Origin of the sequence: Vibrio sp. SCSIO 43086, from assembly GCF_051132235.1 — a bacterium.
GTDB classification, from domain to species: Bacteria; Pseudomonadota; Gammaproteobacteria; order Enterobacterales; family Vibrionaceae; genus Vibrio; species Vibrio diabolicus.
The window spans coordinates 834,038-853,347 of the sequence record NZ_CP072677.1 but is presented as its reverse complement, the minus strand read 5'-3'; the positions used below and the strand labels follow the sequence as shown (position 1 = coordinate 853,347).

The 19,310-nt window shown below is 45.2% G+C and carries 19 protein-coding genes and 1 tRNA gene; 8 read left to right on the top strand and 12 right to left on the bottom strand.

Annotated features, from left to right (window positions below; genetic code table 11):
* Positions 1–258: 258 nt before the first annotated feature.
* The 6 genes from flgE to J8Z23_RS03985 form a co-directional block, all read right to left on the bottom strand.
* Positions 259–1,572, bottom strand: a complete 1,314-nt coding sequence (gene flgE, locus J8Z23_RS04010; protein WP_005393123.1) for a flagellar hook protein FlgE — start codon at positions 1,570–1,572, stop codon at positions 259–261.
* A gap of 30 nt (positions 1,573–1,602) precedes the next feature.
* The gene (gene flgD / locus J8Z23_RS04005; protein WP_005393125.1) at positions 1,603–2,313 is read right to left on the bottom strand and encodes a flagellar hook assembly protein FlgD; all 711 of its coding nucleotides are present in this window, start codon (positions 2,311–2,313) and stop codon (positions 1,603–1,605) included.
* Positions 2,314–2,330: 17 nt separating this feature from the next.
* Positions 2,331–2,744 (bottom strand): flagellar basal body rod protein FlgC, encoded by a 414-nt coding sequence (flgC, locus tag J8Z23_RS04000; RefSeq protein ID WP_005393132.1) that lies wholly within the window; start codon positions 2,742–2,744, stop codon positions 2,331–2,333.
* A gap of 5 nt (positions 2,745–2,749) precedes the next feature.
* Positions 2,750–3,145, bottom strand: coding sequence for a flagellar basal body rod protein FlgB (gene flgB / locus J8Z23_RS03995; protein ID WP_005382026.1), 396 nt, complete (start codon positions 3,143–3,145; stop codon positions 2,750–2,752).
* A 307-nt stretch (positions 3,146–3,452) separates the two neighbouring features.
* Entirely contained in the window at positions 3,453–4,280 is an 828-nt protein-coding gene (locus tag J8Z23_RS03990; RefSeq protein WP_005382024.1) for a CheR family methyltransferase, read from the bottom strand.
* A gap of 11 nt (positions 4,281–4,291) precedes the next feature.
* A complete protein-coding gene (locus tag J8Z23_RS03985) occupies positions 4,292–5,218 on the bottom strand; it encodes a chemotaxis protein CheV (RefSeq protein WP_005382022.1) in 927 nt (308 codons plus the stop codon).
* A gap of 76 nt (positions 5,219–5,294) precedes the next feature.
* Here J8Z23_RS03985 and flgA point away from each other — a divergent pair, with 76 nt between their 5' ends.
* The 3 genes from flgA (at position 5,295) to J8Z23_RS03970 (ending at position 6,925) form a co-directional block, all read left to right on the top strand.
* Positions 5,295–6,041 carry a flagellar basal body P-ring formation chaperone FlgA gene (gene flgA / locus J8Z23_RS03980; protein ID WP_046874279.1) on the top strand — a complete coding sequence of 249 codons (747 nt, stop codon included), beginning with the start codon at positions 5,295–5,297 and terminating at the stop codon, positions 6,039–6,041.
* Positions 6,042–6,157: 116 nt separating this feature from the next.
* Positions 6,158–6,472: a flagellar biosynthesis anti-sigma factor FlgM gene (gene flgM / locus J8Z23_RS03975; RefSeq protein ID WP_005382018.1), complete on the top strand. Its 315-nt coding sequence runs from the start codon at positions 6,158–6,160 to the stop codon at positions 6,470–6,472.
* Between the two features lie 27 nt (positions 6,473–6,499).
* A complete protein-coding gene (locus J8Z23_RS03970) occupies positions 6,500–6,925 on the top strand; it encodes a flagella synthesis protein FlgN (RefSeq protein WP_046874280.1) in 426 nt (141 codons plus the stop codon).
* Positions 6,926–7,039: 114 nt separating this feature from the next.
* Here J8Z23_RS03970 and flgP read toward each other — a convergent pair whose 3' ends face one another.
* Together flgP and J8Z23_RS03960 are read right to left on the bottom strand one after the other, a co-directional pair.
* A complete protein-coding gene (gene flgP, locus J8Z23_RS03965; protein WP_005382014.1) occupies positions 7,040–7,471 on the bottom strand; it encodes a flagellar assembly lipoprotein FlgP in 432 nt (143 codons plus the stop codon).
* Between the two features lie 9 nt (positions 7,472–7,480).
* Positions 7,481–8,119, bottom strand: coding sequence for a FlgO family outer membrane protein (locus J8Z23_RS03960; RefSeq protein WP_005382013.1), 639 nt, complete (start codon positions 8,117–8,119; stop codon positions 7,481–7,483).
* 169 nt (positions 8,120–8,288) lie between these two features.
* On the opposite strand from J8Z23_RS03960, the gene J8Z23_RS03955 reads away from it, so the two are divergent.
* The 3 genes from J8Z23_RS03955 (at position 8,289) to J8Z23_RS03945 (ending at position 10,460) form a co-directional block, all read left to right on the top strand.
* On the top strand, positions 8,289–9,422 hold the full coding sequence (locus J8Z23_RS03955) for a flagellar assembly protein FlgT (RefSeq protein ID WP_048626114.1): 1,134 nt from the start codon (positions 8,289–8,291) through the stop codon (positions 9,420–9,422).
* A gap of 177 nt (positions 9,423–9,599) precedes the next feature.
* Positions 9,600–9,676: transfer RNA gene (locus tag J8Z23_RS03950), tRNA-Arg, on the top strand.
* Positions 9,677–9,953: 277 nt separating this feature from the next.
* Positions 9,954–10,460, top strand: a complete 507-nt coding sequence (locus J8Z23_RS03945; RefSeq protein ID WP_031780328.1) for a hypothetical protein — start codon at positions 9,954–9,956, stop codon at positions 10,458–10,460.
* A gap of 113 nt (positions 10,461–10,573) precedes the next feature.
* Here J8Z23_RS03945 and J8Z23_RS03940 read toward each other — a convergent pair whose 3' ends face one another.
* The 4 genes from J8Z23_RS03940 to chiP form a co-directional block, all read right to left on the bottom strand.
* The gene (locus J8Z23_RS03940; protein WP_434635054.1) at positions 10,574–11,536 is read right to left on the bottom strand and encodes an OmpA family protein; all 963 of its coding nucleotides are present in this window, start codon (positions 11,534–11,536) and stop codon (positions 10,574–10,576) included.
* A 640-nt stretch (positions 11,537–12,176) separates the two neighbouring features.
* Positions 12,177–13,604, bottom strand: a complete 1,428-nt coding sequence (gene gltX / locus J8Z23_RS03935) for a glutamate--tRNA ligase (RefSeq protein ID WP_053807682.1) — start codon at positions 13,602–13,604, stop codon at positions 12,177–12,179.
* A gap of 178 nt (positions 13,605–13,782) precedes the next feature.
* The gene (locus J8Z23_RS03930; protein ID WP_005453993.1) at positions 13,783–14,379 is read right to left on the bottom strand and encodes a YccT family protein; all 597 of its coding nucleotides are present in this window, start codon (positions 14,377–14,379) and stop codon (positions 13,783–13,785) included.
* 122 nt (positions 14,380–14,501) lie between these two features.
* A complete protein-coding gene (gene chiP / locus J8Z23_RS03925; RefSeq protein ID WP_005454008.1) occupies positions 14,502–15,623 on the bottom strand; it encodes a chitoporin in 1,122 nt (373 codons plus the stop codon).
* A 478-nt stretch (positions 15,624–16,101) separates the two neighbouring features.
* Here chiP and J8Z23_RS03920 point away from each other — a divergent pair, with 478 nt between their 5' ends.
* Both J8Z23_RS03920 and J8Z23_RS03915 read left to right on the top strand, forming a co-directional pair.
* Positions 16,102–18,831, top strand: coding sequence for a heavy metal translocating P-type ATPase (locus J8Z23_RS03920; RefSeq protein ID WP_434635049.1), 2,730 nt, complete (start codon positions 16,102–16,104; stop codon positions 18,829–18,831).
* 21 nt (positions 18,832–18,852) lie between these two features.
* Complete coding sequence (locus J8Z23_RS03915; RefSeq protein ID WP_012842060.1) at positions 18,853–19,302, top strand: DUF411 domain-containing protein; 450 nt, start codon at positions 18,853–18,855, stop codon at positions 19,300–19,302.
* Positions 19,303–19,310 lie beyond the last annotated feature (8 nt).

Here is a 19,310-nt window from a genome sequence, read left to right as displayed (position 1 = left end):
GTAAAAGCAATAGTTATGCCAACATAAAATGAGCTTATTTATCAAATATTTAAATAAGAAACAAAAGATTAAGAGGGGTTTCAGTGGCAGAAAACTGCAACAAGGGGCAAGGTTTTGATCCACATGGCGGCAACGGCGGCAAATCAGAGATCAAAGCATGCTTAACCTGAACTGAGGTATTTTCAGGCTAAGCATCAGATGAATGTCATGATGTTATCAAGCCAAGCGGCGAAAGCTCGCTTAACTTGATGATGCAGATTATCGGATCTGCAGGATATTTTGTTGTAGCTGGTTGTGCACTTCTAGCGAACGTGAGTTTGCTTGGAAGTTACGCTGAGCAGAAATCAGGTCCACCAGCTCCTGCGTCATATCAATGTTTGACTGTTCCAGCATACCGTTGTTGATGGTGCCAAAAGAGCCTTTGTTAGATTCACCCCAAATCTTGTCACCAGAGAACTGAGTTGAATCCCATTGCGTACCGCCCTTCTTATCCAGACCTTGCTCGTTTGGAACACGTACTAGCGCTACACGACCCAATGTGACGTTTTCACCGTTTGAGTAAGTCCCCATTACGCTGCCGTTTTCATCGAAGTCAACTTTGGTTAGGAAACCCGTTGTTGCACCGTCTTCATCGAACTTAGTCAGTTCGAACGGAGCAGCAAACTGTGTTGCCGAGCCTAAACCGAAGTTAAGCGTCTGCGCAGGATCGGCACCATTCATATCGACTGGTGTCGTGTTCGTCGCCGGATCGCCTAATGCCACAGACGTAATTGGCTGACCATTGTTCAAGCTCGCCAACGTACCATCGTTGTTGAACTTCATGGTATGACCCACATGGCCTGTTGGCGTTTGTGCATCACCTGCCGCAACATTTAAAGGCTTTTCACCTTCTTTATCTGTCACGGTGTAGTAAGTGTTCCACGTGTTTGGCTGAGTCTGATCTTTCAAGTAGTACGTCGTTAGCTTGTAAGACTGACCCATCGAGTCATAAATAGTCGAAGAGGTTGAACGGTTGTATGTATCTGGGTCTGAAAAATCAAACTGAGTCGGATCTTTCAAATCGCCGTTAGCTGGCAAGTTCACGCCCACTTCAATGTTTGCTGTTTGCTTTGGCTTACCAAATTCAGCAGGAATATTGATAGGTTGTGGCTCGTATGAAGAAACCTCACCAGAGCTTGGATCAACTTGGTAACCTAATAAGAACTCATCGTTCGCGGTCACCATGTAGTTTTCTTTATTTAAATGGAATGCACCATTACGTGTCAGTTCATTCTGTTGTGGAGTCAGACGCTCCTTCGCCACGGCGAAGAAACCTGTACCCGAAACACGCAAATCCATTGGGTTGTTGGTGTAAATGCTTGAGCCTTCATGGAACTGCTGCGCCACTTGGCTTGCTTGCGCACCACCACCCGGAGTGGTTTTTGCATTAGTAAATAAAGAGTTAGAGTAAACATCAGCAAACTCAGCACGGGACTCTTTAAAGCCGTATGTGTTGGCGTTCGCAATGTTGTTACTGGTGGTGTTCAAATCCAGTTGGGCGGCGGACAAACCGCTTAAAGATACATATGACATTCCAAAATCTCCTAATCTAGCGAGCTATGACTACGCTTTGCCGACTTCCAAAACTTCTGCAAGTCGAACTGGCGATTCAAAACCAGCCAGATTGAGTAATACGTTTCCGTCACCTTTGCCGAGCAATACGCTGTTTACGTTGGCGTATGTCGATACTGGGAACTCTTGCGACTCCCCTTCAACTAAGCCAGACGCTTTCACTTTGTATTTGCCAGCAGGCAGTGGATTTCCGCTTTCATCTTTACCGTCCCAAAGCACACGCGTGTCGCCGGCTGGTTTCGCTCCTACCTCAAAAGTACGAACCAGTTGGCCAGCTTCATCCTCTACACGAACAAACAGATTATCGATAGATTGTGAAAGCTTAACCATTGCCGCCATTGGCGCGTCGTCCTGCTTCACACCTGCCGCTCCTGGGACCAATACGTCACGCCCTACCAAAGAGGAAGCTTGTAACGCTTGGTTTGATGTCATTGACGAGTTCAAACTCTCAAACTGAGTATTCATCTTGCCGATGCCATCAACGGTCGCAAATGAAGCCATTTGCGCAATCATCTGGTCATTACTTACCGGCTTAAAAGGGTCCTGTTGAGACAATTGCTTCGTGAGCAATGATAAGAAGTCTTCCTGCTTTAGGTCCTGCTTACCCGTACTCTCTTCCGTCTTCTTGTTACTCTCTTGTAGACTTTTAAGCTGGTCGATATAGGACAAGCCGCTTTGACCAACGTTGTTAATTCCGGCCATACGCTACCTCCTTATCCTTATTGACCCATCTGCAGCGTACGCAGCAGCATTTGTTTACTAGAATCCGCTACTTGCACATTGGTTTGGTATGCGCGAGAAGCTGAAATCATGTTCGCCATTTCTTCCATTACATTCACGTTCGGCTTGTAGATGTAGCCTTCTTCGTTTGCAAGGGGATGGTCTGGGTTGTACTCCGCACTCAGCGGTTTATCGCTTTCTACAATACCCATCACTTTCACTGGCACCGTATCACCGCCACGCATGGCGTTACTTAACTCAGCACCAAACACAGCATGGCGCGCTTTATAAGTGTCTTTCGCAGAGCTGCTGACACTGTCGGCGTTCGCCAAGTTGCTTGAGGTAGTGTTCAGACGAACGGATTCAGCGCTCATTGCGGAACCTGTCACATTGAAAACGTTAAATAAGCTCATCTAAATTATTCCCCTTTGATTGCTTTGGTTAAGTTCTTGAATTTGCTGCCTAGAAAGTCGAGTGATGCTTGGTGTCTGATTTGGTTTTGCATAAACAAGTTACGCTCTAAATCCAAATCAACCGTGTTGCCATCACCCGTATCAGGTTGCGTAGGAAGACGATATAGCTTGTCCCCGACCAACGTTGTAGTGGCAGGAATATGCCGACCATCCGTACGACTAAGACCAATGCTTGCCCCAGATGTTGCCGCTTGCAATTCCTTCGCAAAGTCTAAACCTCTTGCTTTGTAACCAGGCGTGTTGGCTTGTGCAATGTTGGTGGAAATCACCTCAGCATTGCGCTCACGTACGCCCACCGTGTGCTGGTGGATGCCTAGTGCATTGTCAAAAGATATAGCCATGTTTGCCTCTACAATTAAGAACTGACCGTGATTGATAACCAAAAAGCAATTAGCATGCCAAAAACATAAAGCGCTCTATCTACTTAATAGTTATCACCCATTGGAATAGCAATAAGTGAGCCAAAGTGACTGGAATGTCATGTCGTTTCACTTTGTTCACTTAATAAAGATACACCGTGATGAGGGAACAAAGCAAAATCGCGCTTCAATTTAGCAAGTGAAAACGTGGAAACACTCGAAGGCAGGAAACCAGCAAACAAAAAAAGCCTGACACGAGGTCAGGCTTTTTATCAATGAAGAGATACCGCTATTTAAGCTTGTAAATGATACCCGGATTACAGCGCACCATTTCAAATTTATCAGTCAGACCAGTTAGCGACTCTGATGCCCCTAACAGCAGATAACCACCTGGGTTTAAGCTGCTCGCCATTTGGTTAAGCACTTTTGATTTCATTTCCGGTGAGAAGTAAATCAGCACGTTGCGACAAAAAATAATGTCGAACTTACCCATCAGTGCATAACTGTCCATCAAGTTTTGTGGACGAAAGTTCACCAAACGTTTGACGTTGTCTTTGACTTTCATACGGCCACCGTCCGCATTCTCAAAGAAGGTGCGGCGACGTTCTGGTGAAAGTCCGCGCCCTAGAGCCAAATTGTCATACACACCTGCACGACACATCTCGAGCATACTTGCTGAAATGTCTGTTGCTGTAATAGACACGTTTGGTAACAAACCCGGCTTGCGCTGTTGCGTTTCCAGAATCGTCATTGCAATAGAATACGGCTCTTGGCCCGATGAACTGGCTGCAGACCAGATCTTGATTGGGCGCTTGCTTGCCGCTACTTCTGGCAATAATTTGTCAGCTAAAACTGTGAACGGATAAGTATCTCGAAACCACAAGGTTTCGTTAGTCGTCATCGCGTCCACAGCGGCCACTCGTAATTCACGATTGCGCCCTGTAACAACATCACGTAGCAAATCTGATAACGATGCGAGCTTAAACTTCGTCACTAAAGGACTCAGTCGGCTACGCACAAGGTATTGCTTGCTATCACCTAACACGATGCCACATTGCGATTCTAGAAAACGGCTAAAGTCACGATACTCTTGATCACTGATTGTAATAGCAGTCATTAATGTCTCTTTTATTGTGTTAATGCAGATTTAACCGCGTTACCCAATTCATCTGGGTTAAATTTCGCAATGAAGGTATTGGCACCTACACGCTCAACCATAGCCTGGTTGAATACACCACTTAATGAAGAATGGAGGATAACATAAAGGTCTTTCAAATCGGCATGTCTGCGAATTTCAGCCGTTAAGGTATAGCCGTCCATTTCTGGCATTTCAATATCGGAAATAACCAACGAAATTTGATCGTAGATATTGCCTTCTTGAGCCATTTCAATCAACTTATTGTACGCTTCTTTGCCATCTTTGACAGATACGACCTCGAAACCGATTGATGTAATCGCACGCTCTACCTGTTTACGCGCGACAGTCGAGTCATCAGCAATCAATATACGGCGTACAATAGGCTTTTCTTGTTCTGCTTGCGCGATTTCTTCACCGATAGCGGAATCCATCGTTTCATCAACCGGCGCAATCTCCGCCAGGATTTTTTCAACGTCAAGGATTTCAACCAGCTCGTTGTCGATGTTTGTCACTGCGGTCAAGTAGTGCGCTTTACCCGCACCGTCTGGCGGTGGCAAAATCGCTTCCCAATGCATATTGATAATACGCTCAACCGATGATACCAAAAATGCTTGGATCGTACGGTTAAATTCTGCGATAACAACAAAACATTTATCCAGATCAGTGGTTGGGCGGCCACCAATTGCCAGGCTCAAATCAATAACGGACACGGTATGGCCGCGGATATGAGCGATACCTTTTACCAGCGGGTGTAGATTTGGCATTGAAGTCAGCTTAGGGCACTGCAGTACTTCTTTCACTTTGAATACGTTAATGCCGTAGCGCTGTCGGCCCATCAGTCGAAAGGTCAATAATTCCAATCGGTTCTGACCGACGAGTTGCGTACGCTGATTCACCGAGTCAAGAATCCCCGTCATATGCTCATCTCCATCTCAAACTTTTTGTTTTTAAATGATACTCTACCACTGGCAAGCACGATACCAGGGAGACAGTATGGCGTATTTCACTTTCACTTCGACACCATTGACTATGACAATATGTAGAGCGCTAATTACAAAGTACGCTAAGTCTATCGGCATTTTGCTCAGTATGTTTAGCTTTTTTGTTCATTCAGCTTCAGATAATCAGATCGAGCAAATAAAAACGGCAGCAGAACAACATATTCTTGCTACAGTTGATCAGCCTGATGGTGGCGAGCTATCTGTTAATGCGGCAGATATCGACTCGAGAATAAAAGCAACGGATTGCCCAGTGCCCCTGGATACGTCAGCTTCTTCCACCAGCAGTACTCGAAGCAACATCAATGTTCTAGTGGAATGCCCCCCGGATGACTGGAAAGTCTATGTGCCTGTACGGATCTCGGTATCAGTGCCAATGATCGTCGCAACACGAACACTAGGGAGAGGAGAAATCGTCAGCGCGTCGGATGTCACCACTTCCATGATCGAGCTGCAGCGCTTTCGCAAAGATGGCTTTTCTAGCTACGATCAAGTGGTTGGCGCAAAGCTAAAACGCAACGTTCGCCTAGGTGATGTTGTTGAACGTAATGATGTCTGTGTCGTTTGCCGGAATGAAAAGGTCACAATTAAAGCGGTGAATTCTGGCATGACAATCACCACGCAAGGCACAGCATTGCAAGATGGTGCGGCTGGCGATCAAGTAAGAGTGAAAAATGATAAGTCACAGCGTATAATAGAGGGCATAGTGACTGGCATTGCGGAAATCACTGTTAATTTTTAACACCCACTGGTAGCGTGTTTAAACTGATCAATAAAAATGCAAAAAATGACTAAAGTTATTTTTGCACTGGTCGATAGTCTGGATACCAGTATTACGATACAAGGCAAAGGTTAAACATGGCAGGTATAGATAATATACGTTCAGGGCAAATGATGACGACGACAAGTCGTGCACCTGCGCGTAACGATTCCAATGCTACCAGCACGACTGAATCGAAAAAAGCACCCGCACAACAAGACGCTGTATCACTCAGCCAGCAAAGCAAAGCCGTTAGCAAACTCCAAAAAGATATGGCAGCTTCTCCGGCCTATGACAGTGCCAAAGTGGCGGCAATCAAAGAAGCAATCACAAACGGTTCATACAAAGTCGATCCTGAAAAATTGGCCGACAACATGATTAAGTTTGAAAACGAATTGCAAGGCAAAAGCTAACTGACTTAGGCCGAAGGTAAGTATTTTATGGCAGCATTAGTCGATCTCGTCAATTTCCAACTAGAAAATGCTAAGGCACTTTCTGCTGTTTTGCGTCAAGAAACACAAGCGATAACTGCGCGTGTCTCTACCGAGATTGAGAGTATTGCCAAACAGAAGATGACACTCATTGATCAGCTTAGAACAACTGATCAGCGAATCGCCTCTCACCCGCACGTCAATCAACTTACTGAAGATGAGCACCTAAGTCAGGTTGTTGCTCAAATCCAATCGATCGTCCTCGACTGTCAACAAGTCAACAAAGTAAATGGTGAATCGCTTAGTCGCGCACAGCTGAGTTTCAATAAACTCAATAACATGCTTCAGCGAACTCATGGCAAAGTGGGCATGACCTACAATGCCGGTGGTAAAACCCACACAATTTCGACACTTGGCACCAATATAAAAGCCTAAACGTCACTCCTACCCCACACCATCTCTAGAATGTAGAGATAAAAAAGCGACTCATTGTCGCCAATCAGCCGCGGGAAAGATTATCTGGTCTTCTGAAGTAATGCGCTTAGTGCATTAGAACAAGGTTTGTTGACGCTTCTCAGGCACCTGTTGAACTTCTCCGTAATCACGTAGCTTATCCATTTTACGAATATCAAGACGCAGCTCAGTCACATAACTGTCTTCAACAAGATAACTACGCACAACTTCTGCACCACGAATCACACCATCAACCGCGCCTGTAGTGCTCTCAATACCTAAACGCTGGTCTTGCAGTTCTGCACGTCCACTAACACGCATACCATACACTTGTTCTGCCAGTTCACGGTACGCATCAATTTTTGATGCACGCATCGCTCGTACACGCTTTTCTTCTACTGTGCGGCCTGTTTGCTCACTGACACTGGCGTAACCCACTGCCACTAAAATTTCATCTTGACGCATCTGTTGTAATGGCTGACACCCCACCAATATCAGTGTGGCAACAATAAATAATAACTTCTTCATGCTTCTATCCTATGGACGCAGAATCACAGTGTACGGCTGACGAATGGTTGGGTCTGAGCGAATCAACACGCCATCTTGCGTACGGATACTGTTTAACGTATCTAAGTCACGACCAATACGGTCAGCCGGAAGGAAACCCTGCGCCGTTGCTACAACCACACGGCTCTGCATACCGACCACACGTGCATTGACCAGCACCCCGCCCTCTTGGCGAAGCATCGTGCCGGTCAGTACATACTGAATTTGTTGCTCTTGCGCCAGATCTTGCCAATCACGGCTTAAAGCAAAATCGCCCTGTTGCGTCACTTGGATAGAGCCCGTAGTTTTGAAATCAACCACTTTAAACCCTCGGCGCTGGAACTGATGGATAAAACCTTCCGAGACCGAGTTGCCTAACCAGTTTGTTGCATCCATATTTTGTAGATCAACAAACGAGGTAATCGCAATCGGTGTCCGCGCAGATACCGCCACATTAGAAACCATCAGGTCTTCGGTCATACTTTCAATGAAAAAGTCCATCGTATGACGTGGACTATCCATAAGCATGAACTGGCTTCCCGAGTACGGTTCTTTACCATTGTAAATCGGTGAGTACGCGCACGATGTCAGAAGCGTCATCATCGATGCGGCGACAAGCCACTTTTTCATGGTTTGATTCTCCAGATAATCTTAGGTGATACCGTTCTTGATTAATTCCTTTCTAAGAAAGTGAATATTGGAACAGTCTTTGCTTTTCTTTGTTTGCCTAACGAAGAAAAATCCACCAAACTTCACTGAAATTGTTAAAGCAATATTTATACCCGAACGGTTGTAATCAATGAAAAAAATATTAAACAGTCTGTTTTCAATCACTTTAGTGATGCTTGTGCCTTTTAAAGTAATGGCATCTTGGTATGAAGTAACAGGCGTTGCCACTATCGTTTCTTCAGAAGAGACGGCAAGGCTCCATGCGTTGGAAGACGCGCTGTTCAAAGCCGTCAATTTTTCGGGCGCAGATATTGGCAGTATTAGCAATTTGATGCCGTTACTAGAAGAAAGCCGTAACGAGTACCAGTTTACCAACCATGAAGTCCGTTACATTTTGGTCGAGTCTGAACGTAAACGTCGAGGTAAAGTCGAGGTGAAAATTCGCGTCGATATTTATCCATCGGCAACGGGTTGCCACACCGATCAATACAAAAAGACGATCCTTGTCGGCAATATTGAGGTTGCCTCACCACAACAAGCGGTGATGGGACAGATTTACCAAGTGGGTGACGATTTTAGCCGCGTGGTGAATCGCCAGCTGGATCAAACCTCTCGCAGCTTTGTGTCTGTGGGTACAACGGACTATTCAATTAGCAGTAACTATCCCGCTCGTACTCAAATGATCGCGCAAGACAACGGCGCACAATACATCATTGGGGGAGTCATTACCGATCTCACTGCAACGGTCGAATCTCAACTACTGCAAGATGACATCATCAATCGTCAGTTTGCGTTAGAGATGAAAGTATTTGATGGTAAAACTGGCCATGAAGTCTTCAACAAAGCCTACCGTGAAGTGGCGCGTTGGCCATTTGCCAAAACGAGCCAAGTGGATACTCGCAGTGCGCGCTTTTGGGCGTCGACCTATGGCGAGATGATGCTACGCGTTAGTCGCAATATAATGCTGGATCTAGAGTCAGAGCTGTCTTGCAAAATTACGCTGCCAGAGGTCGTTGCTGTCTTCGGCAATACAGTAACGATGGATCTCGGCCGTATGCATGGCGTAAAAGAGGGAGACAAATTGCAGCTTTGGCACACCGCATCATTTATCGACCAAAACGGATTACCAAGAAATAAAGTATCGCAAAGTGAAATTACATTGACGGTATCTCGTATATACGAACACGAAGCCGAGCTGACGATTGATCAGCCAAATTTAGCCTCTAGTGTTCAAATTGGCGACGTAATGAACAAGATCCTATAAAAGCAAACATTAAGTCTTGAGATATGCTCACTTTTGAATATCATAGGCAGCGCATCTTATTTGATTATACCAATGACCGTAGTGAGTCGTTCAAAGTGATACTGATAAAGACCTAAACAAAGTTGCTAGGTTTGCATTCAGTAAAACGGTTCAATGAACTGCAACTATTGGTATTACGCTCCCATGGCACAGCTGGATAGCGCAGTCCCCTCCTAAGGGACAGGTCGTAGGTTCGAATCCTACTGGGGGCGCCATATCATAGCCTTAGCTCCCACTTGAGCTAAGGCTTTTTTGTATCCACTATTTCGAGCTTCACAGAGCGTTTCCAAGTAACGAGTGAAACAATTTCTTCAGTAATCAATATGATCGCCTCGCTCCTTTACTCAACGAGATAAAACCTTTTACTGATCCGATCTCTTCCCCTTGAAATCATTTCAACAAGCCCTATTTACAGTTTTGTATTTTATTACTTTAATTATCTATGAGTTTTGCTTACCCTTTTAGCTATTAATAAAATCATTAGTTAGCACTATGTCTAAGAGCAATTTAATAACTAACACTGGACACCGCTTTATTTCTAAAGGCAAGACTGCCTTTAAGATTCATATCCATACCCCCGAGGACACGGTACTGCACCGCTCGGTTGGGTTTGTTCGTATTGGAGAAAAGAAAGGCTTACAAAAAGCCATTAAGCTGAGAAACGAATTAGGCCGGCAAATGTGGGGCAAATTTTGGCGACGTCTTTTGAAGGATCCTTACCTCATGACCAGACTCCCACACAGCGTTGAGCCAAAAATTGTTCACAAGCCTAACCCCACTCTTGAAAACCCAGATAACCGAGATACGTGTTACATCGCTAAGTGGCGAGAGTTCAATGACGACGGTGACTACAAATACAAAACGGTGGTTCGCTCTATTAGTAAATACGGCAAGCTTGCCGCCTACATGCAAACCAAAAAAGCGTTGCTAGAAGCACATAAAGACAACTTGGAAATCCTAACGTTCATGGGGCGCTTAAACAGCATTGACCTCAAGTGATGTTTACCGTTTTTAACTTTTCAGTCCGTTTCAAATAGAAATAAAAAAGCCCCAAAGAGCGAACTCTTTGGGGCTTTCAGCTTCAGTCTTCTATACTGCGGTCGGATAGGAGCTTATTGCTGAACTTGGTATTCAAATTCTGGAACAACGATTTCTACGCGACGGTTTTGCTGACGACCTTCACGAGTGTCGTTTGAAGCGATTGGGTTGTTTTCACCTTCGCCACGCGCTTGAATACGTGATGAATCAATGCCTTTTTCAACAAGTGCGTTAGCTACAGATTCAGCGCGTTTCTCAGAAACTTTTAGGTTGTAAGCTGCTGGGCCAGAAGTATCTGTGTAACCTACAACTTCAACGTTCGCTTGTGGGTGCTCGTTTAGGAAAGCAACCAGGTTATCAAGTTTTGCAGCGCTCTCTGGTTTTAGAGTTGTGCTGTTTAGATCGAAGCTACCAGTGCCGATTGTTTGAGTTTCGAATGTTTTCGTTACAACTACTGGCTCTTCTACGACTTCTTCTACAACCACTTCTTCAACAACAACTGGCTCTTCTACGATTACTGGCTCATCGTTGCCACCGAATTTGAAAGAAACACCCAGTGTTGCTGTGTTACCTGTCGCACGAGTTACATCGTTGCTGATATCAGTCAGAGTTTGGTATTCCGCACGAGCAGTTACGTTTTGGCTTAGGTTGAACTCAAGGCCAGCTGCGCCTAGGTAAGAGTAATCATCTTTGCCATCAAACATTACGTAAGCGCCACCCACTTTACCGTAAAGTGCGATGTCTTCAGTGATTGGTAGGCTGAATTTAGGTGCAAGAGTGATTGCTTCTACATGGCCACCGAAAGAAGTTTGGTTAAAATCACCGATGTTGTCGAAACCTGCTTCTACTGCGAAGTATTTATTCATTTCGTAACCAACAAAAGCGCCAAGAGTAGAGTCGTCTTTGTCACAAGCCTGGCCCACTACACACGCGTCTTCCATCCATGACTTACCCATCTTACCACCAACGTATACTTCTGCTTGTGCTGCTGAAGCCATAAGTAGAGACGCTGAAATTACCGCTGCTAATTTTTTCATTATTGATTCCTCTAAAGAAGTTCTTTTGTTAGATGCCGAAATGCGCCGTCTGACTGACGTTGTATTTCAATTCTTTTTATTCATTCCTTGAGTGAGATACTTAGTCAGCTTCTTTTTATGCACATGCATTTTTTTTATGGAAGCTACTTACGTACATTTCCTGTTCAGTGATACATATCGCCATCTCGGTATCACTGACGGGGTGAACTATAACGCTAAGAAATCGCGAGAAAAATCCCAATTCTGTCAATTTATTGTCATCAAAAATCTCAACAACATGTGATCTTAAGCAAAAAAATCCCCACACAATCACGACGCAAACGTTTGCTTTATTTTCTGGAACACTACAACTTAAGCAAAGTTTTTTCTTAAAAATGAGACAACAAAAATGGAACTTTAAGGAAGGTGGATAAAAATCAATCAGACATTTGATATATAATCGCTCGTTTTTTATTCATGCCAACGATATTTGGATTAAAAAATCTTATCCATACCTAGGTGAATTACGGTCCTAAATACCACATCCTTCACCGACATATGAGAAGGTTTCTCATTATCTAGGATTCAGATACAAAAAAGCCGCGGGTGTTTACCGCGGCTTTGTGACTATTTATTCAAAAGAACCTTTAGTTCAAAGCAATTATGCGTTTGCTTCACGCTCAGCAATGAACTCAAGCGCCATCTTAATACGAGCAACACAACGCTCTTTGCCAACCAGTTCCATTACTGCATCGACAGAAGGAGATTGACCGCCGCCTGTTACAGCAACACGTAATGGCATACCGATTTTGCCCATGCCGATTTCTAGCTCTTCACAGACTGCAGCGATAACGCCATCTTTGATGTTTGCTGTTGTCCACTCGGTCAGTGCTTCAGCTTTCGCTAGAGCAAGCTCTAAAGGCTCTTTAGCCACACCGCGTAAGTGTTTCTTCGCTGCGCCCGCTTCAAACTCAGAGAAATCTTCGTAGAAGTAACGGATTTGCTCAGCTAGCTCAACCAGCGTGTTGCAACGCTCACCCACTAGCTTGATCACGTCAGTGATAGCAGGACCATTCGTTACGTCTAGTTTTTGTTGATCTAGGTGCCATTGTAGGTGCTCTGCAACGTACGCAGGATCTGAGTTTTTGATGTAATGGTTGTTCAACCATTGCAGTTTGTCCGTGTTGAAGGCAGACGCTGACTTAGATACTGCATTTAGGCTGAATAGGTTGATCATCTCTTCTTGAGAGAAGATTTCTTGGTCGCCATGAGACCAACCTAGACGCACTAAGTAGTTATTTAGTGCCGCAGGCAGGTAACCCATATCGCGATATTGCATGACCGATACAGCACCATGACGCTTAGACAGTTTCGCACCGTCATCACCCAAGATCATTGCACAGTGCGCAAACGTTGGTACTGGCGCACCTAGTGCTTCGTAGATGTTGATTTGACGAGGCGTATTGTTGATGTGGTCTTCACCACGAACAACGTGAGTGATACCCATGTCCCAGTCATCCACTACTACACAGAAGTTGTAAGTAGGTGAACCGTCAGTACGACGAATGATTAGGTCATCCATTTGATCGTTGCGGATTTCGATACGGCCACGAATTTGGTCTTCGAATACTACGCTACCCTCTTTTGGGTTACGGAAACGGATAACACATGGGTCACCGTCTTTTGCCGCTTCGTTTGCCGCTTTGATTTTTGGATGGTTTGCATCGTAACGAGGCATTTCTTTGTTTGCTTCTTGCTCTGCACGGATTTCATCTAGCAGCTCTTTAGACGCGTAACACTTGTAAGCTTTGCCTTCTGCCAGCAGCTTATCAACCATTTCGTTGTAACGATCAAAACGTTGAGTTTGGTAGTAAGGACCTTCATCCCACTCCAAGCCTAGCCATTCCATGCCTTCTAGAATCGCATCAACGGCTTCCTGAGAGTTACGTTCAAGGTCTGTATCTTCGATACGTAGAACGAATTCGCCACCTTGGTTTTTAGCGTATAGCCAAGAGTAAAGTGCAGTACGCGCACCACCAACGTGTAGATAGCCAGTTGGGCTAGGAGCAAAACGAGTTTTAACCGTCATTTGAGTTCCTTAGGGGTAATGAGCAACGAGAGGGCTCTCGTTGTGATGTCAAGGATAAAAGTGGCGACATTTTACCACCGTAAGTCAATTCTACAATCGGTTTGACACCAGAAATACAAACAGGGCAGCACCAATATAGGTACTGCCCTCTTATTTATTGTTTAAGCGCGAGACGAAATTACTTCAGGTTACGCATCGCCCATTGCATGAACTCTTGTTGCTCTTCACGGCTGAGTTCATTGAACGACTCTTTCAATGTTTTCGTCACCGCCGGAGATTGCGCGATGCTGCTCTTAGTCGCTTGTTTGTTCATTGCGTTGTTGTAGTCGGCCACTTCTCGCTCGTAATCACGAAAACCTTGCAAACCACCTTTACGGAGCTGAACCATAGAGAAATCCACTTCTTTTCCGTTTTTATCCTTTAGTACCACTTTCGGATCGAGTTCGAAGGCTTTCGCTTCTTCAATGGTGCGGAAGGTTTTGTAAGTCAGAGAAAGTTCAGCATCTTTTTCTGCATCAAACTCTAATAAAAGAGGCTGCGAATCAAACTTACGGCGCTTTCCATCTTCAAACACAATTTGACCAACAGTCACCGCTAACTGGTTTTCACCGTCTTTTAGCTCGATACTGTTGTTGTCAGAGATCCACTCAGGGTAAACGAACTCACCATTAATAACGCGAGGCACTAATTCCTTTTGCAGAGTCAACTGAGCAGCGAAGGCAGGCGCAGAAAGGATTGCGCAAATTCCAAGAAGTGTCGTTGTTTTTTTCATCATGGTTTCTCACTTTATACCAATTTAGATAAGCCACTGAAACTTACAGGCCAGTCATTTCAATGGCTTATATGAATAAGTATCAAGACAAAAAGGGCGTTTCCGCCCTTTAAGCTGCTTCTTTATTAGAAGTAATATTCAACACCTACAGAGAACTCATCGTAGTCAGCTGACTTCCAACGCGCTTCTGCTGGTTTATCTAGTTGAGACGCACCGTCACCGAAGTCTAGAGTACGAGCACGTACGTAAAGCACTGCAGATGGGTCTACGAAGTACATAACTTGTGCAGATAGTACATCGTCTGCTGTATCGTTAATTGTCTTACCGTCACGTTCTAGGTCGAAGTTCGCTGCGTAACCTAGCTTGTACTGCCAGTCACCTGTTGTGTACATCAGACCTGCAGACATTGCATCTTGCTTCTCGTTCACGCCGTTGCTTGCGTCCGCTTCCATGTATTTGTATTGAGCGAAGAACGAAATACCGTTATCAAACCAACCTTGAACACCAACTAGGTACGTGTTGTTTTCCCAAGTTTGACCTTCAGATTCAATGTTACGGTTACCTTCGTAAGCAGCATCCAATTGTAGTGGACCTAACTTGTAGTGAGCCGCGATGCCACCCCAGTAATCATCACCAGCACCCAGACCCGCTTTATCACCAGCACCCGCTGCGATGTCTAGAGAGAACTTGTCTGCGTACATTGGAGAGTCCCAACGAATGGTGTTTGATTGACGATCTTGGTACTTAGCACCACCGATTGCACCACCCCAGTCGTAAACATCGCCTAGACCTGGGTTAGATGCTGGCCAGTCAACCAACTCGTACATAGGTGTCAAAACACGACCTAGACGAACTTGACCCCAAGAAGCACTTTCAAAACCGACGAATGTGTCACGCTCACCAAGACCAGCACCCTCGCCACCAAAGCTAGGGTCTACGTAACCACCTTCGATTTGCCAAATAAAGGTAGGACCGAAGTTAGCAAATTGTTTTTTACCACGGAAACCGATACGAGATTCGTTGTTTAGCTGCATGCCGCCTAGGTCGTCATCCGTTGCTTTGCTGCCAGAATCGTAATCGCGGTACGCGGCCTGCATCGCGATGATCCCGTAAACTTCATAAGAGAAAGAATCTTTTGTTAGGTACTCTTTCGCAGCATCGCTGTTTGCGCCATCAGCAAGAGCTGCACCACTGAACATCATGCCTGTGATTGCCGTAGCAAGTAGGCTTTTCTTTAGGTAAGACATTTTTAACCCCTATATTTTTAGTTTTTTCCATTTTCAAATTCGCTAACTAGGACATTGCAGGAACTTGAAACAATGTTTGGACGGGGCAAATATGACAAACTTTTTTCGCAGTAAAAAACTTTCCCAGCAGCAATCTGAGCAAGTTCAAAATGAGAAGATCAAAAACAATATAATCAATTAAAAATCAAAAACTTAAATTTAAATATAAAAAATCAAAAACGTTAAAAGCACTTTTTGACACTGAACTGACATTGAGAGCATCTCAAAAGCGTGCGCGACTTCATTCATCTTTTAGGTGTTTTAACGGAACTTTATATTCAGAGAGAAAAAACCTTGAGATCACTCGCAAGTAAAATGGCAGTGAACTTGTGTGATTCAAGCGATTTTGACGAAATTGTTGAGAGCAAAAAATGGGTATTGACCTTACCCTTGCAGGAAGGTTTAAGCTCAATGTATCACTATTATTGAGGTGCAGATTATGTATCAGTTTGTTATACCTTTATCAGGGCTCAACTGCATGGGCTGTGCGAGAAAAGTTGAGAAGGCTTTACATGCGAATCACGATGTAGAGATCCTCACATTGTCCCCAACGCAAGTCGAGGTCAAAACCGAGTCCTCTCTCAAAGAGCTTGTCTCATCAATTGAATCTCTTGGTTACCACGCAGGAAATCAGTACGAGTTAAACCTTTCAGGCTTAAGCTGTGGCGGCTGCGTGAAAAAACTCTCGTCTTTATTAGACTCTCATCAAGACGTTATTTCTTTCGAGGCTTCAACAACGCACTTAGAGATTCGTACCCTACTCTCCGAGCAACAAGTCATTGAGCTAGTTGCCAGCTTGGGCTATACGGCCAACAATAGCGCTGTTACTGATAACTCAGTTGCTGAAGAGCACAAGGCAATCACTCCCGATCAACGCCAAAACCAGACATATCAAAGCGAAAAAGGCGACCAAGCAGCGCCTGACGAGCAACCAGCAGGCACGGCTCAACTACAGATGTTGATTCAAGGTATGACCTGTGCAAGCTGTGTCGCATCAGTAGAAAAAGCCCTGACTAATGTACAAGGGGTTGAAGAAGCTCAGGTAAACCTCGCAGAACAAAGCGCACTGGTGTTTGTGACTGAAGACTCAGATTCGTTACATCAATCTATTTTGCAATCTGTCAAACAAGCGGGTTACCAAGGCGAGGTTTTACAAGACGCCGCGACACAGCAAGAAAAGCAAGCGCAGCAACAACGTCAACAGCAAAAACGTTTTAAGTTGGATGCAATTGCTGGCCTTGTTGTGGGTGCCCCTTTGATGATTTGGGGTGTTGCTGGTGGCAACATGATGATTCGCAACACCAATGACCAATTGGTTTGGGGCGCGATCGGTATTGTGTGTTTACTGCTGCTTGCCACTGCCGGAAAACAGCTCTTTAGTAACGCTTGGTTAGCAGCCACTCACAAGCGCGCCACGATGGATACCTTAGTTGCGCTCGGTACTGGCGCAGCGTGGTTCTATTCTATGCTTGTGGTGATTTTCCCAGATTGGTTCCCAATGGCATCTCGTCATGTTTACTTCGAAGCCAGCGCGATGATCATTGGTTTGATTTCACTTGGTCACTATATAGAAGCCAAAGCGAAAGCAAACACAACTCGCTCGCTTCAGGCTTTGGTGAACTTACAGCCTCAACAAGCGACCGTCATCACTGAGAAAGGCGATCAACAAATCGCGGTAGAAGAAATCACTCTAGGCATGAAACTGCGTATCAAACCAGGCGAGAAAGTGCCTGTTGATGGTGTTGTGATTCAAGGTGAATCATACATTGATGAGTCCATGCTCACTGGTGAACCAGTACCAGTGTTAAAAGCGCAAGAGGCTCAAGTGTCTGCCGGGACATTAAATACCGATGGTGGATTAGTCATTGAGGCAACGGGCATTGGCGCAAATACCATGCTGGCTCGTATCATCCGCATGGTGCGCACAGCGCAAAGCAGTAAGCCTGCCATCGCGAAACTGGCAGACCAGATTTCATCGGTGTTTGTCCCTGTCGTTGTAGGCATAGCAATACTGGCAGCGCTTGTTTGGTTTGCCGTTGGCCCAGAGCCAAAAGCGAGCTATATGCTGGTGGTCACCACAACCGTACTTATCATCGCCTGCCCTTGTGCTCTAGGCTTAGCAACCCCACTTTCTGTCACGGTGGGAGTGGGTAAAGCCGCAGAACTCGGCATTTTGATCAAAGATGCTGATGCCCTGCAGCTAGCGAGTAAAATAGATACGGTTGTGTTCGATAAAACAGGCACGCTTACCCAAGGTAAACCGAGTGTGCAGCAAGTGTTTACTCACACCACCAGCCAAGAAGAGCTGTTGGGGTTAGCGTACGCCGCCGAGCGTCAGTCAGAGCACCCACTAGCAAAAGCGGTATGCGATTTTGCTAATCAGCACGACACACAAGAAGTGACTCTCGATAAATTTGAAAACGTTCGTGGACGCGGCATTTTGGCAACGTATCAAGGTAAACCGCTGCTTATTGGCTCGCTTCAATTTATGCAAGCGGAAAACGTTGCAACAGAGGCTCTTCAGGATGCAATTGACGAATGCGCTCAGAACGCATGGACTCCGGTTGCCGTTGCGCTCGATGGTGAGTTAGTCGGCCTGATCGCCATTGCTGACCCAATCAAATCAGATGCAAAACAAGCGCTCTCTGCATTAAAATCGCAAGGCATCAAAACGGTAATGCTAACGGGTGACAACCAACACGTAGCCAACGCTATCGGTCAAGAACTTGGTATTGATGAAGTAATCGCTCAAGTAATGCCAGATGAGAAAGCTCAGCACATTGAGCAACTTCAATCCCAAGGCCATGTCGTGGCAATGGTGGGGGATGGCATTAACGACGCCCCTGCTCTCGCGTTAGCCAACCTTGGTATTGCAATGGGTAGCGGCAGCGATGTCGCCATTGAAAGTTCGCAAATGACCATCCTTAACACGTCACCAATGGCGGTGGTACATGCGATTGAACTGTCGCGCGCTACACTTAAAAACATGAAGCAAAACCTATTTGGAGCCTTCGTTTATAACTCACTGGGGATCCCTGTTGCCGCAGGCGTACTTTATCCTGCATTTGGATTTTTGCTCAGCCCAGTTGTCGCAGGTGCGGCAATGGCGCTGTCATCTATTACTGTCGTTAGTAATGCAAATCGACTACGACTTTTTTCAGTAAAATAACCACTTATATTTGAGGCTATTATGAAGTTGAAATTATTGACCTTTGCAATGCTTGCGACCGCATCCGCCAACGTATTGGCAGCTGATGTCATTAACCACAAATCGCCATACTGCGGCTGCTGTGGTGAATGGACAAAACACATGGAAGAGAACGGATTTACGGTCGAAGAGAAATTGCACGATGACATGAACGCCATAAAACGCGATCTAGGCATCAAGAACGAACAGCTTTACTCTTGCCACACAGCAGAAATCAACGGCTATGTGTTCGAAGGTCACATTCCAGCCGAAGACATTAAAGCATTCTTAGAAAATCCACCACGTAACGCAAAAGGGCTCTCGGTACCGGGCATGCCAATGGGTTCCCCTGGTATGGAGTATGGCGATAAAAAAGACAGCTACACTGTTTACGCCTTTAACGAAAAAGGCCAAGTGTTCGAATATAGCCACCACGAAGGCAACGACAAATAATAAGAAAG

Bases quoted from the DNA above. Each gene is read 5' to 3' on its own strand.
- J8Z23_RS03915 (WP_012842060.1), top strand. From the start codon at position 18,853: ATGAAGTTGAAATTATTGACCTTTGCAATGCTTGCGACCGCATCCGCC.
- chiP (WP_005454008.1), bottom strand. From the start codon at position 15,623: ATGTCTTACCTAAAGAAAAGCCTACTTGCTACGGCAATCACAGGCATG.
- flgB (WP_005382026.1), bottom strand. From the start codon at position 3,145: ATGGCTATATCTTTTGACAATGCACTAGGCATCCACCAGCACACGGTG.
- J8Z23_RS03990 (WP_005382024.1), bottom strand. From the start codon at position 4,280: ATGACTGCTATTACAATCAGTGATCAAGAGTATCGTGACTTTAGCCGT.
- J8Z23_RS03970 (WP_046874280.1), top strand. From the start codon at position 6,500: ATGGCAGCATTAGTCGATCTCGTCAATTTCCAACTAGAAAATGCTAAG.
- flgD (WP_005393125.1), bottom strand. From the start codon at position 2,313: ATGGCCGGAATTAACAACGTTGGTCAAAGCGGCTTGTCCTATATCGAC.
- J8Z23_RS03985 (WP_005382022.1), bottom strand. From the start codon at position 5,218: ATGACGGGGATTCTTGACTCGGTGAATCAGCGTACGCAACTCGTCGGT.
- J8Z23_RS03945 (WP_031780328.1), top strand. From the start codon at position 9,954: ATGTCTAAGAGCAATTTAATAACTAACACTGGACACCGCTTTATTTCT.
- gltX (WP_053807682.1), bottom strand. From the start codon at position 13,604: ATGACGGTTAAAACTCGTTTTGCTCCTAGCCCAACTGGCTATCTACAC.
- J8Z23_RS03940 (WP_434635054.1), bottom strand. From the start codon at position 11,536: ATGAAAAAATTAGCAGCGGTAATTTCAGCGTCTCTACTTATGGCTTCA.
- J8Z23_RS03930 (WP_005453993.1), bottom strand. From the start codon at position 14,379: ATGATGAAAAAAACAACGACACTTCTTGGAATTTGCGCAATCCTTTCT.
- flgC (WP_005393132.1), bottom strand. From the start codon at position 2,744: ATGAGCTTATTTAACGTTTTCAATGTGACAGGTTCCGCAATGAGCGCT.
- J8Z23_RS03920 (WP_434635049.1), top strand. From the start codon at position 16,102: ATGTATCAGTTTGTTATACCTTTATCAGGGCTCAACTGCATGGGCTGT.
- flgM (WP_005382018.1), top strand. From the start codon at position 6,158: ATGGCAGGTATAGATAATATACGTTCAGGGCAAATGATGACGACGACA.
- flgP (WP_005382014.1), bottom strand. From the start codon at position 7,471: ATGAAGAAGTTATTATTTATTGTTGCCACACTGATATTGGTGGGGTGT.
- J8Z23_RS03960 (WP_005382013.1), bottom strand. From the start codon at position 8,119: ATGAAAAAGTGGCTTGTCGCCGCATCGATGATGACGCTTCTGACATCG.
- flgE (WP_005393123.1), bottom strand. From the start codon at position 1,572: ATGTCATATGTATCTTTAAGCGGTTTGTCCGCCGCCCAACTGGATTTG.
- J8Z23_RS03955 (WP_048626114.1), top strand. From the start codon at position 8,289: ATGAAAAAAATATTAAACAGTCTGTTTTCAATCACTTTAGTGATGCTT.
- flgA (WP_046874279.1), top strand. From the start codon at position 5,295: ATGGCGTATTTCACTTTCACTTCGACACCATTGACTATGACAATATGT.